Origin of the sequence: Neptuniibacter sp. QD48_55 (assembly GCF_047778115.1) — a bacterium.
GTDB lineage: Bacteria > Pseudomonadota > Gammaproteobacteria > Pseudomonadales > Balneatricaceae > Neptuniibacter.
In genome coordinates this window covers 241344-256433 of record NZ_CP180555.1, presented here as the reverse complement: position 1 = coordinate 256433, position 15090 = coordinate 241344, and the positions used below count along the sequence as shown (strand labels likewise).

The window sequence follows — 15090 nt, the reverse complement described above, 5'->3', positions numbered from 1 at the left end:
CGATAAAAAAGCATCTAACTATTTGCCTATCAGGTAAATAGTTCTAGGATAAAATGAAAGGTTTTTCCTAGAACTATTTATACGCCCTAATGTACAGGAGCGAACATTAGCTAGCACTGCAACGACTGCATAAACCTAATTTGTCGAACATTCGTTTTGTTCGGCTTTGTTGTATTAAGAAGGTTTACTTTGGCAACAGATCACTCTGAAAACGTTCACATCAATAAGCCCATCCGCGGCTTACTTGCGCTCGTTGTTTTACCACTATTTTTGATCGCGATAGGCGGCATTGGGATCTATTTAAATCTGGCAAGTAAAAGCGAAACCGAAGCGCGTAATCACAGTCAGAACATCACTAAGTTGTTAGCCAGTCAAGCGGATGCTTTCATCCGTAATAGAACACACGCAGTTGCGCTAATGGCAGGTGAGCAACAAATCACCCAATACATACTTAACCCCGATACAAATCACTCTCGAATCAAGAAGAAACTAAAACGTTACTGCCATACATTGCAGGCATCTATCTGTTACATCATGGATAAGAACGGCGTTACCCAAGCAGACAACCGCCCACCGGAGACGACCCTTGTAGGAAAAAACTATGCTTTTCGCCCGTATTTTCAACAAGCGATTCAAGGTATACCAATCGTTCACTTAGCTTTGGGCGTCACAACAAAAAAACGCGGTCTCTATTTCAGCCACCCTATTTATTCAGATGCTGAATCCCCTATTGGTGTAGCTATAATCAAATTTCTACCGGATCAAATTGAAGAGCGCTTCCATCGACTCCCAGGTAACGCTTCTTTGATTGATCCGAACGGTGTTGTCTTTGCTTCCAACAATGAAAACTGGCTATACAAGACCTTATTCCCTCTCTCTCCAATACAAGAAAAGCAGGTCGCAGCATCACGACAATTTGGCGATTCAATACCTGAACACTTAGGTTTCAGCCGCAAGTTAGATAGCTCAGTGATAGAAAAGGATGAACAACTGTTTATCTATGAAAACGCACCATTAGAAGAGCTGCCAGGTTGGCACATCTCATTTCTGTTAGAACCTGAACAATTTCAAACCGCAGAACAGATAACTCAGCATCAAATCGCGTTATCCTTGATTGGGGCGATGTTCTTTTTAACCTTAGTCGCCATCAAGCTCCTTTATAGACAACTAAGACAAAGCTTAGGCTCAACTCAACGCTATCAGCAGGAGCTTGAACAAAGTGAACAACGTTTACAACGTTTTGAAGAGGTCACTTCCGAAGCTATCTTTATCCACAATTCACAAGGCATTGTCGACCTCAATAAGAGAGCAGAAGAACTGTTTGGCTATAGCTATCAAGACTTTATTAAACTTGATCCAAAAACCCTTTTCACAGCTGATAGCTTACCTCTTGCTCTTGAACATACGCGAACTAAGTCCGAGCAACCCTATCAAGCTGCCATTATTACAAGCCAACAAGAGGAGATACCGGTAGTCATAACGGGTCGGACAGTACTTTGGCATGGTGAGAAAGCGAGAGTTTCTTCCTTCCGTGATATCAGACAAAGAGTTGCCACCCAGAAAAAGCTATCAGCAAGTGAGGATCGTTTTCGGCAGCTATCTGATTTGGTCGCCGAAGGTTTACTAATCTACAGTAACCACAAGATCATCGATGTAAATCAAGCCCTATGCCGCATTTTTGCAACAGACAAAGAAACACTAATTTCCTCTTCTTTAAACGCTTTATTTAACAAAGAGATATCCAAAGAGATTCTAGAGCTAGAGCAAAAGAATCAGTCTTCATTTGAAATCTCGCTACAACGTGGTGACGGCTCTACCTTTCCTGCTGAAATATCATCAGCCAGTATGCAGTTTGATGATGGCCTGTTTAACATCGTTGCGATACGCGACATTAGCCGCCAGAAAGAGCAAGAAGAGCATATTCTCTATCAAGCGCAGTATGACTTACTCACCAATATACCGAACCGAGTTTTGGCACGTGATCGTGCTGAACAAGCGATGAAGAAAATGCGTCGAGAAGGTCGCAAACTGGCTTTAATGTTTATCGATTTAGACGACTTTAAAAAGGTGAACGACAGCTTAGGTCACGATATTGGAGACCAACTACTACAACAAGCGGTTAAACGGCTGCAAAGCTGCTTAGCTGATAACCACACGTTAGCGCGCCACGGGGGAGATGAGTTCATCGTTATTCTCGAAGATCTAGATAAACCGGAACAAGCGGAACTCACAGCAGAGCTAATTTTAGAGAAATTCGTACAACCCTTCTTCATTCAAAGTAAGCAACTGATTGTGACTGCTAGTATTGGCATCGCCATTTTCCCAGATGATGCAGTCGATTTTAGAGCGCTATTGCGTGCTGCAGATATCGGCATGTATAAAGCTAAAAAAGATGGGCGTAACCGCTTCCACTATTACACCCAAGAGATGAATGATGTCGCGATTCGACAATTAGAACTCGATAACTGCCTACGTGAAGCGATTGCCAATGACGAACTGAGTTTGGCTTTTCAGCCATTAATATGCGGCTTAAACGACACACCTAAGATTGTAGGTGCAGAAGCATTATTACGGTGGCATTCATCTAAACTCGGCGATGTATCGCCGGTCGAATTTGTCCCTCTAACCGAACAGACAGGCCTAATTATCCCTATAGGTCGTTGGGTACTAAAACAGGCCTGCAAACAAGCTCAACGTTGGATCGAGCAAGGACATGCTGATTTCACTATCTCTGTTAACGTGTCGCCGAGGCAGTTTAAGGGCAATGACTTTATTAAAGATATAAACCAAGCGCTTGAATACAGCGGTCTTAAACCTGAACACCTGAAACTGGAAGTAACAGAGGGGCTAATTATTGAGGCATCCTCCAAACTGGATAATACCCTTCAGAGGATCTCAGATATGGGGATTCAGATCTCTATGGATGACTTCGGGACCGGCTATTCCTCTCTAAACTACCTACAACGATTCCCGTTCGATAATCTGAAAATCGATCGTTCATTTATCCGAGAGCTTGCAACCAACCCGGACTCTCAGATCTTAGTCTCAGCTACTATAGCGATGGCCCACCAGCTAGGTCTAAGTGTTACAGCAGAAGGGATAGAGACGGAAGAACAGAAAGCCTACCTTCACGAACTACGTTGCGATTTTCTACAAGGCTATTTGCTTGGCAAGCCCGTAACATCAGAAATGTTTAGCGAAGCATTAGAACAGGGGAAACAGACTAATTCAGATGAAAACGGTGCTTAAGAAATAACTATCAAAGGAGAGAAAGTGGTGCCGGCACCAAGAGTCGAACTCGGGACCTACTGATTACAAGTCAGTTGCTCTACCAACTGAGCTATACCGGCACATCTCAGAAGAGGACGCGAATAATATGCAGTTATCCGACGCGAATCAAGTCTATTTTAAAATTTATTTTCAAAGCGATTAATTATCATACAAAACAGAGGTTAAAACGGTTCTCGTCCGCGTTGATCGTCTAAGTTATTCAACCAATCTTGTCCTTGCTCCTCATTGTCAAAGAACTCAAATTGTATCTCATGCTGAAAACAGATCGCTTTTAGCATCATCAAATCATCCTCATCTGAATCCACTAAATCGATATAAGCAATTTTCAAGTGAGTCCAATCATTATTAACAAACTGATCCACCACATCGTAAGCTTCCATCACTGGTATAGAACCACAAATATGCGAGAGGTAGAGCACCTTTTGCTGCCCCAAAGATTGTGCCGTTTCAGCTATTACTGCCCACACATCTAATGCTTCCCGCACTGCATGCTCAGGTTTGCGGCTACCAGAGATCTCCACTCGGATATATTTTCCAGTATTTTCTATCTGATACTGATAGGCCATATCACGCATTTGTAATTAGTTATTAACCTCTTAATTATAGACAGAGATATTCAGTGCTAAGGACGTAAAGCGTTTTAGATCAAATACTTTAAAATCGAACAAATACCAAACTATTTTCAACTAGAGGATTACCATTGAGATTCTTAGCTTACTTGATGATCTTAAGCACTTCAGGCGGCGCTCTAGCTGAATCTACCAGCTGCATCGAAAAATTTGAGCTCTACGCAAAAGCCCAAACCACGTGGCAACATGCAAGCACCAAACGCGCCTTGGAGCTGTTACCTGAACATGCCGAGCGTATAAACCATTACCGAGACACACAGCTACTTTCAATAGAACGACGTGTCCTTGCTGTGAAATTAGCGCTCAAGCATACCCCTGACAAAGTACAAACTTGGGGCAGTATCAACAACTGGATTGACCTCTCCCCGGAACTAGAAGCTGAACTCGCCCAGTACGATTCAAACCTAATAACTCTGTCACAAATGCACAAAAAGATGACAACGCAACCGGAAATAGAGGTAGATCATAATTTCCATCGCACGTTCCAAAAAGCTGCATTGAGCGATGAAACCTTCCGTCAGCTAATGGATAATTTCAACATCCGTTCTCGCGATATAAACAGCATGAGCTGCGTAAAATAGATTTTTCCTGCTGATTAGGGTAGCGGAACCACCAACCCTCTACCCTTCGTTGTCCCGATAGATTATTAAAAATTCACTACTTTAGAGCCATTTTTCATATTAGCAGTTGCCCCTTCCTTATCTCAGTGCCACTCTTTCCTACAACATTTAGTGGAGAACAGTTATGCGCGCGTACCAAGTAGATTCCGCCGAAGGCATTCAAGCGATTAAGCAAATCGAAATAGAAACGCCTAAACCCAATGGCAAAGAGATTCTGGTTAAGATGAAGGCCTGTTCTCTTAACTATAGAGATACGTTAATTACTTTAGGTGGCTATGTACGGAATGATGTACGCCCAATCATCCCTCTGTCTGACGGCGCTGGCGAAGTGGTTAGTGTGGGTGACGAGGTTACTCAATTTAAGGCAGGCGACAGAGTCATTGGTAACTTTTTCCAACACTGGGTAGATGGCGAGATCGATGATCAAGGTCTTAATTCGGCTCTGGGTGGCGCAATAGATGGAGTGCTAGCGGACTACTTTATTCTGCAAGAAGATTGCACGGTAAAAATCCCTGAACATCTATCTTACAGTGAAGCATCAACCCTCCCCTGCGCAGCAACAACCGCTTGGCACGCCCTAGTTAATGTTGGCAGCATTAAGCCAGGCGATACAGTTCTTCTGTTAGGTACGGGTGGTGTTTCCATCTTTGGTTTACAACTCGCGAAAGCCAAAGGCGCCAAAGTGATTATCACTTCATCTAGCGACGAGAAACTAGCGCGTGCTAAAACATTAGGCGCGGACCACACGATTAACTACAAGACCTCTCCCGATTGGGAAGCGGAAGTTCTGAAACTTACAGATGGCAAAGGCGTTGATAACGTTTTAGAAGTGGGTGGCGCAGGCACCTTTGAAAAGTCAGTCGCTTCAGCCAAAGTCAATGGTACGGTTTCTGTGATTGGTATTCTAAGTGGCCTAGAAAACCCGACGATCAGCCTAATGACAATTTTCAACCTACTCAGGATTCAAGGTATCTATGTAGGCAGCACCGAAATGCTTACCCACTTAACTGAATTTATGGCTGAGCAAAACCTAAACCCTGTTATAGATAAAACGTTCTCGTTTGACGAAGCTAAAGATGCTTACGAATATATGGCAGGCGCTAAACATTTCGGTAAAGTTGTCATCGAAGCCGAATAAGGTTCAAACCTGCATGCGTGATTAGCTCACTACGCACCTAATCGTAATGAGCTAATCAACTCACAAACCTGCTTTTAAACTCTTTAGGGGTTTGCCCAGTTATTTTGGTAAACGTTTTCCTAAATGCGCTCAAATCCTCATAACCTACATTGGCCGCTATCTTTTCAATAGAAATCCTATTGGTCTCGATCAACTCACAGGCCTTTTTAATACGTAGGTTTTGCAAATATTGAGAAGGCTTCAGGCCAGTCGCTTTTACAAACCGACGTAAGAAAGTACGTTCAGTCAGATGGGTTAACTGGGCCAAATGTCTGATCACAACCGTCTGGCTGTAATTACGATGTAACTCATGTTGCGCTTTAACAATCACCTCATCACCATGATCAAGGCGTGGTGTAAAAGTCTGATAAAAACGTTGCTCTCTGGGTGCGGTATCAACAATTAGGTATTTGCCTAGCTGCCGCATAATCTGAGAGTTGGTAAACTGCGCCACCAGCTCTAATCCAAGATCGACCCAGCTCATTAAGCCACCGGCGGTAATAATATCACTATCGTTAATTAACAACTTATGACTATCAAGAACAACCTCAGGAAAACGGCTAGCAAAATCATCAGCTAAAGCCCAATGCGTCGTCGCTTTGCGCCCTGCCAATAGTCCTGTTTTAGCGAGTACGAATGCGCCGGCGCATACTGAACAGATAATAGCGCCCTGTTTATGCTGCCATGTCAGCCAACTCAGAAGGCTGCTCTCTGGCGCTAAGTAATAACTATCTTCTAGACAAGGCGGCAGAATAATAACCTGCAAAGGCTTCATCTGATCAAACTCTGCAACATCTAACTTCTGGCTATCACATATCTGAGTTTTAAAAACAGCTTCAAGACCGTTTTGCTGACAGATCGAATTAGCTAAGTAGAACTGCTCTGCAATGCCTTGAACCGAAGACAACAGCGCTCCCGGATAATGAACAATCCCTATTTCGACGGTGGCTATTGTTCCCGTTGAAGTCTTTGTCATTTTTGACACCTTTTATGCCAGTTTCGCCCCCAGTATAGAAAGAAAAGCCAATGAATAATATGACTAACTATCTGGCTATCTGCCGATATCTAAATTGAGTGATGGAGAACAGACGATGAGCGAGCAACCAACGATCCGAGATTTAGCAGGCTTAAGTAATGAAGCGAGCCCAATCAGTCAATCTGCTTTGATTATTATTGATGCCCAAAACACTTATTGCGAAGGCGTGATGAAATTAGAGGGAGTCGAAGCTGCTCTCGAAGACTGTAAAACCTTACTTGAACGATTTAGAGCGGCTGGCCGTCCCATTTACCATATTCAACATGATGCTGGCGCAGGCACACCGTACGATGTAAACAGCCCAATTGGACAGATTGCTGATATCGTGGCCCCTATTTCAGGTGAAGCCGTAATCACCAAAAACTATCCAAGCTCTTTTGTAGAAACCGAGCTAGATAACCTTCTTAAAGAGAAAGGGATCGACAACCTGATCATTTGCGGATTTATGTCGCACATGTGTGTGAATTCAACGGCAAGAGGTGCATTCTCACTTGGCTACAACCCAACCGTTGTCGCTTCAGCAACCGCCACTCGTGCATTACCATCGACGACTTCTAACGAGATCATTCCGGCAGAGCAGATTCAGGCTGCTGCCTTAGCTGCTCTATCCGACCTTCCTTCTGCGGTTGTGCCTGCTGTAGCAAATGTACCTGATTAATTTAGACGATAAAAAAGGGGGAGTTAACCAACTCCCCTTCTTCCATTATTCATTTGCTTTCCCCCAACAACGGAGATTCATCTAGAATCGTTATTTTCTGCTTAGTTACCGATCGCTTTATTGAGCAGAGAAAAGTCCCAATATTGATTAGCACTCTGTGCTTCAGGGTTCCGAATAGTTCCAGCAAAGCCATAGAAATCGATATCTGCAGCAAACGCAGCTGCTCGACCACCATCACTTGGGAAAGTATCTTCTTCGACCATCTCTTTCATATATCTAAGCACTTTTTCATCAGCAATCTTTGGCAATAGGCCATAATTATTTCGCTGTTCCAGAATAAATGCAGGCTCAGAATTCATTCGGTTCCATACATACAAAAGCTCTTCTACCAGGATCACAAGCTCTTCCCGGTGGGTGCGAATAAATGACTCATTTGCATAAAGCGCTTCATCTGTGGCATCAATTTGATCTACCGGCAAAGTCTTAAACGGCGAATTGGGCCTCGCAAGTAATTTGTTTTTACGTTTCGTATCCACAACCGTGGCATGCACCCTGCCATTCACCATGGCATTAGCACGCACGCCAGAGCCTGAAAGATAGACCATCTTTCGGTACTTGATACCATACTTTTTCGCCATCATTTGAACCATCGCTTCCGTACCTGAACCTTTGCCATGAGAATACATATCCTCACCGTCCAACTCTTCCCAGCTATTGTAATGTCGGGAATCTACTACGGGATGAAAGCGAAGTTTATTTATCTGAAAGAACATACGTAATGGCACTGCGGTTTGCTGAACCTTCTGGTAAGGCACTCCCATACCGATATCAGCGCGATTATTTATAATCGCTAGCAATGCCTTCTCTTCGGAAAGCATATAGTCTACTTTAATGCCCAAGCCTCTTTCTTTAGCTCGCTCAATTGCGATTAATGTTGGTAACATGTCCGGACCTGGAAAGTCATTTAAAGCCACACGTATCAGCCCAGCATTAGCACTCGATATAAATACCATGCTTAACAATAAGCCTTTTAACACTCGAAACATGGCTTTCCTCAACATTTAGCTAATAATTGCTTAAGCATATTACATAAAAAGTGAGTTCATAAACGTTTATAAATATACAAACGGCTCATTCCGTATACATCACATTGGAATAATGTTGCTGCCCTATACTGTTTAACATGACCTTTTAACATACTCGGTTCGAAGTTAGGTTACTCGCCTTGGTTGAACGAAGCTTAAATTATGAATGATGCACAACCTAATCCAGAGAGTTTAGACGCCCAATCCATTCTCAACGCGGCGTTAGATTTAGCGCAACAGCAGGGAAACTGGTACGACCTCAGTTTGGTCGATATCGCAGTGCATTGTGACACTTCAATCAGCGAAATTTATAAACACTTCGCTGATACCAATGCGATTGCCGATTTCTGGTTTTCACAGGCCCTAGAAACCATGCTCTCTGCAGATAGGTATGAGATTATTAGCTTATCTTTTGCTGCACGTTTGGATCATATTATTTGGCGCTGGTTTGAAGCACTGGCTCCCTATCACGCGGTTACCTCTCAGATGCTTAAAGCAAAGTTACATCCGCCGCATATGCACCACTGGATACCCATGATTTTTGATCTCTCACGCTTAGTCCAACTATGGCTTGATATGGCGGAGCTAAATGCTGGCGGACGACGCCGTCAAATTCAGGAAATTGCACTTACAGGGATTTTTTTGGTGACGTTAAGCGCTTGGTGTCGAGATCAGAGTCCGCAACAAGCTCAAGCACATAGCAAACTATTAAGGATGCTGGAAAAAGCGGAGAGATTCGGTCAATTCTAACGATTAAACGAGATAAGGTTTAATCAAGTTGGCCATATCCACCTGCGCTCGTAAACGTCCACAAAGTAGGTAAGTACCCGCGAATTTCCGATGCAAAAACAGTACATCTGTCGGCGGTAGATGCATATAGCGCTGACGTACACGTAAGGAGATCGCCTGATTTGCTACCCGCTTAGAGAGATCTGAAAGGCCAAAATCGAAGCATCCCTCTTGTCGCAGAGGTTCGGCAACCATACGCATCATTTCGCATAACCCTTGCCGATAAATCGGATCCTCATCTGTCCGGAGATAGCCCAACGCTATGGCATAAATTTCGATAGCAGTATGGTCATCATCCCGCGCAGCCGTCATCAATTGCCTTAGCAGTTCGGTAAACTCAGTCGGATAACGCCTAGTCGCTCCAAAATCCAACAAGCCGATACACTCCTTATCGGCTTGGTATCGATAATTCGCGAAATTGGCATCGGTCTGAACCAATTGCCATTCAAACACTTCTTTTAACATCAGAGCCAACATGCGGGTGGCGATCCGATTACGCAACTGACTCGATTCACCAGCCAGTGACTCTATAGGTACGCCCGGCACAAATGACATTGAGAGCACTTCCGTACTGCTACGTGAGCTATCTACTGTGGGTAATTCAAAGTTAGAATCACTTCCGAGACAACGACCATATTCGGTGATACTGGCAGCTTCAGCGTTATAATCAGCTTCTTGATGCAGCTGCCGTTTCGCCTCATCTAAAAGCGGGGACAGGTCATACCCTTTTGGCACCAACCGTAACAGTTTGAACAACGTAGAGACATTATTTACATCATTGTCGATGCTGTCGCGCACCCCGGGATACTGAATTTTTATCGCTAGGTGCTGGCCTTGCTTGGTTTTAGCCTCGTGCACCTGTCCGATAGAAGCCGCCGCAAGTGGTGTAAAAGAAAAGCACTCTAACTCATCTTCCCAACCGCTTCCCCAAGCCTTTTCCAACACATCAACCACCTGTCCTTGTGGCATGGTATAAGCGCTCTCACGCAAGGTCGCTAAAACATCGGTAAGTTCAGGTGGAAGATAATCGCCAGCCTCCATGGATAACAATTGTCCAACCTTCATGGCCGCGCCGCGCATCTCCGATAATTTATCCGTCAGCTGCCTAGCATTTTCAGGAGTTAGTAGCAGATCAATAGCTTTAACTTTCTTACCTGCTAGCAATTGGCTCGCGCCTTCAGAGATCATCTCACCTGCGATTCCACCAGCAAGGCGGCCCAACTTGAGCAAACGACTTGCTCGGCCTGATGGAATCGGTCTATCTCTAGCCACAGTGACTTTCCTCTAGGTTATTGCCAATAAGGTTGGGGTCTGGGTTCAGTATAGGAAAGAGAAGGCTCCGCAAACCAAATGTACATACAACTGGTAAATACCTAGCCTTTAACTAGAGTTAATACACAACATAGTTATCACAACGTTTGGGTTTAACCATGGTTAGCGTTAGCAGTTATTACTATGGAAATATTTTTGACACGGACGCAAACAACATTCTCAAAGAGCTCTCCCCGATAATAGAACCCAATATTCATTCATATATTGAGAAATTCTATTCCGTGTTACTTTCGGACCCTGCTTCTGCGCAATTTTTAGATAATCACCTCGTAGAGATTCGATTAAAAAAGCAGCTCGAGAAGTGGCTTAAAGAGACCCTGTCTCCTAAACGCGAAGACCAAGTACAAGACTCTTTAAGATCACACTTAAAAGTAGGCGAGGTACACTCTAGGGTTGAAATACCTATGCCTTTGGTTGATGCGGGTATGACCATCATCAAAGAAGGCATCATTCATACAGTTTTGGGTAGTAACTTAGCATTACAGAAAACCATTGATTCAGTCATTCTGATAAACAAAATTCTTGATGCCGCCATGAGCCTCATTAATGAGTCTTACCTCAGAGGGAAAGTTGCACACGAACGGACCTCACAAGAATTTATCACGGCATCATCGGCGCAAGAGCTCGCCTTGGAGATAGAGCGAATCAAAAGCAGCATTTATCAATGGATGACTTCCAATCTGATAGCCTTTCCCAAAGAAAGTGAGTCTTTCTCAGAATCCATAAAGCAAAAAGATTTCGGCTTGTGGATCAAGCACAAGCTTCCCCTGATCGTTTCAAGCTCTAAGAGACTTGAAAAAATTAACGTAGCATTGGACTACTCTGACCAACACCGAGAGAACTTGCACGCCCAAGGTGATAGGGCCAATTCCAAGGATCTAAATGCTCTAAAACAGATTCTGCAAGAATTAATTTGGCATCTAACAGAAGAAGCCAACTGCAATTTAGCGAAAGAATCCAAACAAGATGCGCTAACAACTTTATTGGAACGAAGGTTCCTTGACCCCATCTTGCAGCAAGAAACTCAAATGGCGATTAACGGCGGTCCGCCCTACTCAATAATTATGATCGACCTAGATCACTTTAAACGCGTTAATGACCTATACGGTCATCAAGCTGGCGATGCAGTTTTGAGACAATGTTGCAGATTAATTAAGGAGAACATCAGATTAACAGATTATGCATTTCGATATGGTGGTGAAGAGATGCTCATCGTAGCACCAGAATTGGATAAGCAGGAGACCATGAAGCTAGCTGAAAGAATGCGAAAAACTATCCACGATACCTCCATCACAATTGCAGAATCGAGGACAATTAATGTGACCGCTTCCTTTGGTATAGCAAGCTTTTCTGGCCACCCTGATTATCAAAACCTGATTAACGAAGCTGATTCAAATCTATATGCAGCTAAGCAAGCAGGCAGAAACTGCGTCAGAGGTTAGACATATTATTCACAAGGGAAAGCGCATTGCAGACCCCACAATAACACATACTCAAGATCGGTTTCCTTCCAGAAAGGGCTATTTTTGGAGCCATCCTTCATGCGGTATTGCAGTTCCTTCTCGAAAATAGAGACCGCATGCTCTGGGCCTAAATCCACCTTTTCTGGCTGACAATACAAAGGAGCTTTGTTCAAGCCTTCAAGTTTAACATTCGCTGCCGTATAAACATTCAAGGAGGCAGCTAGGTAGATATCGGTTTTATCACTCTGTCTGTAGTTATCCGCTTTCTGCCAATCGACTTTAGCTTGAAACGATGTAATTAGCGCAAGTCCCACAAGCAGCGTGGAGATCTATTTCATGCTCATCTTTTTATTGTCCCTTTTATTGTTAAGCCTATTTTCACCTACAACAGTTATCAGTTTACAAAAAGGGTAGCGAGCTTAACGTTTTGAAAGCAAAGTGTTATTTCGAATATAAAGATCATTAAAAAGCAGAATCTGAAGATGGGAAAACCGTTCTCTCACTCACTTTTGATTTAAACTAATCTTAATGATCTGATCTCTAAAAGCATGACGTACGAATCTTAATCATTCAGCACCAGCCAATGCGTATTCAATGAGGCCATTTCGATGAGAACGTTTAACTTACCTAAACAAACTATTCTTGGTGTAGTTTTTACAGCTATAGCAGGGCTGTCTTTGTCATTTTCCGCCTCAGCAGCAACCAACCTAAATACAAAGATCATAGCTCAAGGTATCGAATACCCTTGGGGCATGACCTGGATAAGTGATCATGAATTGCTGATCACAGAAAAAGAGGTCGGTGGTTGGATGGTCGATACAAACACAGGCAAAAAACAGAAAGTGACCGGCTGGCCTGAAGATATTAACCCTGATGGTCAGGGCGGACTCTTAGACGTAATCAGTGACCCTCTTTTTGCAAGCAACCGAAAGCTATATCTCAGTTTCAGCCACCAAGACAGATCGAAAGGATCGACCACTCGTGTAGCCTCTGCCGAACTAAGCCCAGACCTCGAATTAGTCAATTGGACAGTATTATTCACAGCCCTCCCATACAGCGGCAAAGTCCACCACTATGGTTCACGCCTCGCCTTAGCAGATGACAACCTATATATCAGCGTGGGTGATAGAGGGCAGCGCCACCGCTCTCAGGATCTGTCTGATCACGCGGGGAAAATCCATCGCATCAACAAAGATGGTAGCACCCCAAAAAACAATCCATTTATAGGCATGACCGAAAAATCAGGCAAACCTATCCCAGAAAGTATTTACAGCTATGGCCACAGAAATCCACAAGGAATGTTTATCGATTCTCAAAGCAATATCTGGATTCATGAACACGGCCCTAGGGGTGGAGACGAACTGAATCTAGTCCAGAAAGGAAAAAACTACGGCTGGCCGATCATTACTTACGGTAAGGAGTACTGGGGCCCATCCATTGGTGAAGGCACCCACAAACAAGGGATGCAGCAGCCAGAATATTATTACGTTCCCTCGATTGCTCCCTCAGGTTTGATCCGTTATGAAGCAGACCTATTCAAAGAGTGGCAAGGCGATTTTCTCATTGGCGCATTAAAAGGCAGTCATCTTAATCGGCTTACTAAGGGCTCCGGTACTTCAGAAACGAATCAAAAATTCGAAGAACATCGTTATTTGGAAGATCTGGACGTCCGCATAAGAGATCTAGAAGTGGATAAACAAGGGGCGATTTATCTTTTGACTGATGAGGGGAATGGAAGGCTGATTAAAGTAACACCTTGAGATGTTCAAACCACCGGCCAATCGGTATAGAGCAAGTTCATAAGGCACTGTGGCTCAGCCATACTTAGAAACATGCATAATAACGGTCAATAATGAACCAATGGATATGAATCGCCCTCAATATTATTGCTCTTGGTTAATAGTCACGAGCTACCTGAAATTTTAAGGGTAACTTTCATTGATGCTGGCAATAGTGGATTAAAGATTAAATAATCCGTAAACCTAGCAACCTTTCTAATAACAGTAAATATAACCCTAAGCGGAAGATAATCCGGCAAAACATGCCGCAATGGCACTAAAGCAGCTTGATCGATAACCGGCTCTGCAAAACCTTCACTGCTGACTCTAATCTCCTTAAAATTGCTATTAAAAATCTCAGCTATATCATCGTGAGAGAATGTATGCACGTCGATTTGGTCATGCTCCCAATGAAACAGTCTCTCCCTTGAAAAAGAGTTTCTAAGCCTATTTATCAATACCAGCGGAAACTTAACCATATTCGTTACAGCTGCACCAAAGTAACTAGGCTCTCCTATGATGATAAACGGAGCCTCAGGTTTAAGAACCCGGCGAACTTCAAGCATAAAAGCTACCGGATCAGGCAAATGGTGTAGAAATGCACACCCTACAACTAAATCTAAACTATTCGTCTCAAAGGGGAGTTTCTGCATATCTGAGACAATAGTGTCCACTTCAACACCGTGTTTCAATGCTGTACTTTCCAGAACTTGGAGACTCTTACTGCTAATATCTACTGCCGTTACTTTTTCAAAACGCCCGTCCAAAGCTAGTTTTATAGATATGTTCCCAGTGCCAGCCCCTAAATCAACAACCCTCCCTTTAGCAGGCAAAGGTCTTCCCAAGACTGACTCTAGCTCTAAAACTGTATTTCGAACCTCTAATATTGAATGGTTTACCCCCATGCGTTCATCATAATTATCAGCTTCGACCTCGTCATGAAATCGGCGATTCAAATCTAGTATTTTGAGCTTATCGACATTAGTTTTCATTTTAAAAACCTCTATTGACCGTTAAACAATCAAACAGCAATAAACGCACCAAACAAAAAACACATAACTATCAGACAGTTAGACAAATACACGAATAACATTTCTCATTTTGCGAAAAAAAATGCATCGCATTTATGCACTTCATCCTCTGAATCCAGAAAAGTTTAATCTGAAAATGACGCGCCTTTCTGATGCGATGTTGTTACAAAATAAGATCAATTCCTCTAAATATTGACCACA

Annotated in this window: 13 protein-coding genes and 1 tRNA gene; 7 read left to right on the top strand and 7 right to left on the bottom strand. The window is 43.3% G+C overall.

The features are described 5' to 3' along the window. The first annotated feature begins 189 nt into the window (after positions 1–189). Complete coding sequence (locus tag ACMXYW_RS01145) at positions 190–3249, top strand: EAL domain-containing protein (RefSeq protein WP_415904919.1); 3060 nt, start codon at positions 190–192, stop codon at positions 3247–3249. Between the two features lie 25 nt (positions 3250–3274). Here ACMXYW_RS01145 and ACMXYW_RS01140 read toward each other — a convergent pair. Both ACMXYW_RS01140 and ACMXYW_RS01135 read right to left on the bottom strand, forming a co-directional pair. Beyond that, a tRNA-Thr gene (locus ACMXYW_RS01140) sits at positions 3275–3350 on the bottom strand. Between the two features lie 102 nt (positions 3351–3452). Next, positions 3453–3866: a hypothetical protein gene (locus ACMXYW_RS01135; protein WP_415904918.1), complete on the bottom strand. Its 414-nt coding sequence runs from the start codon at positions 3864–3866 to the stop codon at positions 3453–3455. A gap of 125 nt (positions 3867–3991) precedes the next feature. On the opposite strand from ACMXYW_RS01135, the gene ACMXYW_RS01130 reads away from it, so the two are divergent. Continuing rightward, on the top strand, positions 3992–4501 hold the full coding sequence (locus ACMXYW_RS01130) for a hypothetical protein (RefSeq protein ID WP_415899832.1): 510 nt from the start codon (positions 3992–3994) through the stop codon (positions 4499–4501). 163 nt (positions 4502–4664) lie between these two features. Then, entirely contained in the window at positions 4665–5678 is a 1014-nt protein-coding gene (locus ACMXYW_RS01125; protein WP_415904917.1) for a zinc-dependent alcohol dehydrogenase family protein, read from the top strand. Positions 5679–5733: 55 nt separating this feature from the next. On the opposite strand, the gene ACMXYW_RS01120 is transcribed toward ACMXYW_RS01125, so the two are convergent. Further along, entirely contained in the window at positions 5734–6693 is a 960-nt protein-coding gene (locus tag ACMXYW_RS01120) for a GlxA family transcriptional regulator (RefSeq protein ID WP_415904916.1), read from the bottom strand. Positions 6694–6808: 115 nt separating this feature from the next. Between ACMXYW_RS01120 and ACMXYW_RS01115 the strand changes: the two genes are divergently transcribed. Next, positions 6809–7411, top strand: a complete 603-nt coding sequence (locus tag ACMXYW_RS01115) for a cysteine hydrolase family protein (protein WP_415904915.1) — start codon at positions 6809–6811, stop codon at positions 7409–7411. A gap of 101 nt (positions 7412–7512) precedes the next feature. Here ACMXYW_RS01115 and ACMXYW_RS01110 read toward each other — a convergent pair whose 3' ends face one another. Then, entirely contained in the window at positions 7513–8457 is a 945-nt protein-coding gene (locus ACMXYW_RS01110; RefSeq protein WP_415904914.1) for an ABC transporter substrate-binding protein, read from the bottom strand. Positions 8458–8658: 201 nt separating this feature from the next. Between ACMXYW_RS01110 and ACMXYW_RS01105 the strand changes: the two genes are divergently transcribed. Further along, on the top strand, positions 8659–9246 hold the full coding sequence (locus ACMXYW_RS01105; protein WP_415904913.1) for a TetR/AcrR family transcriptional regulator: 588 nt from the start codon (positions 8659–8661) through the stop codon (positions 9244–9246). 3 nt (positions 9247–9249) lie between these two features. On the opposite strand, the gene ACMXYW_RS01100 is transcribed toward ACMXYW_RS01105, so the two are convergent. After that, positions 9250–10557, bottom strand: a complete 1308-nt coding sequence (locus ACMXYW_RS01100; RefSeq protein WP_415904912.1) for an ABC1 kinase family protein — start codon at positions 10555–10557, stop codon at positions 9250–9252. A 158-nt stretch (positions 10558–10715) separates the two neighbouring features. Here ACMXYW_RS01100 and ACMXYW_RS01095 point away from each other — a divergent pair, with 158 nt between their 5' ends. Then, positions 10716–12059 carry a GGDEF domain-containing protein gene (locus tag ACMXYW_RS01095; RefSeq protein WP_415904911.1) on the top strand — a complete coding sequence of 448 codons (1344 nt, stop codon included), beginning with the start codon at positions 10716–10718 and terminating at the stop codon, positions 12057–12059. A 5-nt stretch (positions 12060–12064) separates the two neighbouring features. On the opposite strand, the gene ACMXYW_RS01090 is transcribed toward ACMXYW_RS01095, so the two are convergent. Then, on the bottom strand, positions 12065–12394 hold the full coding sequence (locus tag ACMXYW_RS01090) for a hypothetical protein (protein ID WP_415904910.1): 330 nt from the start codon (positions 12392–12394) through the stop codon (positions 12065–12067). A gap of 294 nt (positions 12395–12688) precedes the next feature. Here ACMXYW_RS01090 and ACMXYW_RS01085 point away from each other — a divergent pair, with 294 nt between their 5' ends. Next, positions 12689–13840: a PQQ-dependent sugar dehydrogenase gene (locus ACMXYW_RS01085; RefSeq protein ID WP_415904909.1), complete on the top strand. Its 1152-nt coding sequence runs from the start codon at positions 12689–12691 to the stop codon at positions 13838–13840. A gap of 143 nt (positions 13841–13983) precedes the next feature. On the opposite strand, the gene ACMXYW_RS01080 is transcribed toward ACMXYW_RS01085, so the two are convergent. Further along, entirely contained in the window at positions 13984–14850 is an 867-nt protein-coding gene (locus ACMXYW_RS01080) for a class I SAM-dependent methyltransferase (protein ID WP_415904908.1), read from the bottom strand. Between the last annotated feature and the right edge of the window lie 240 nt (positions 14851–15090).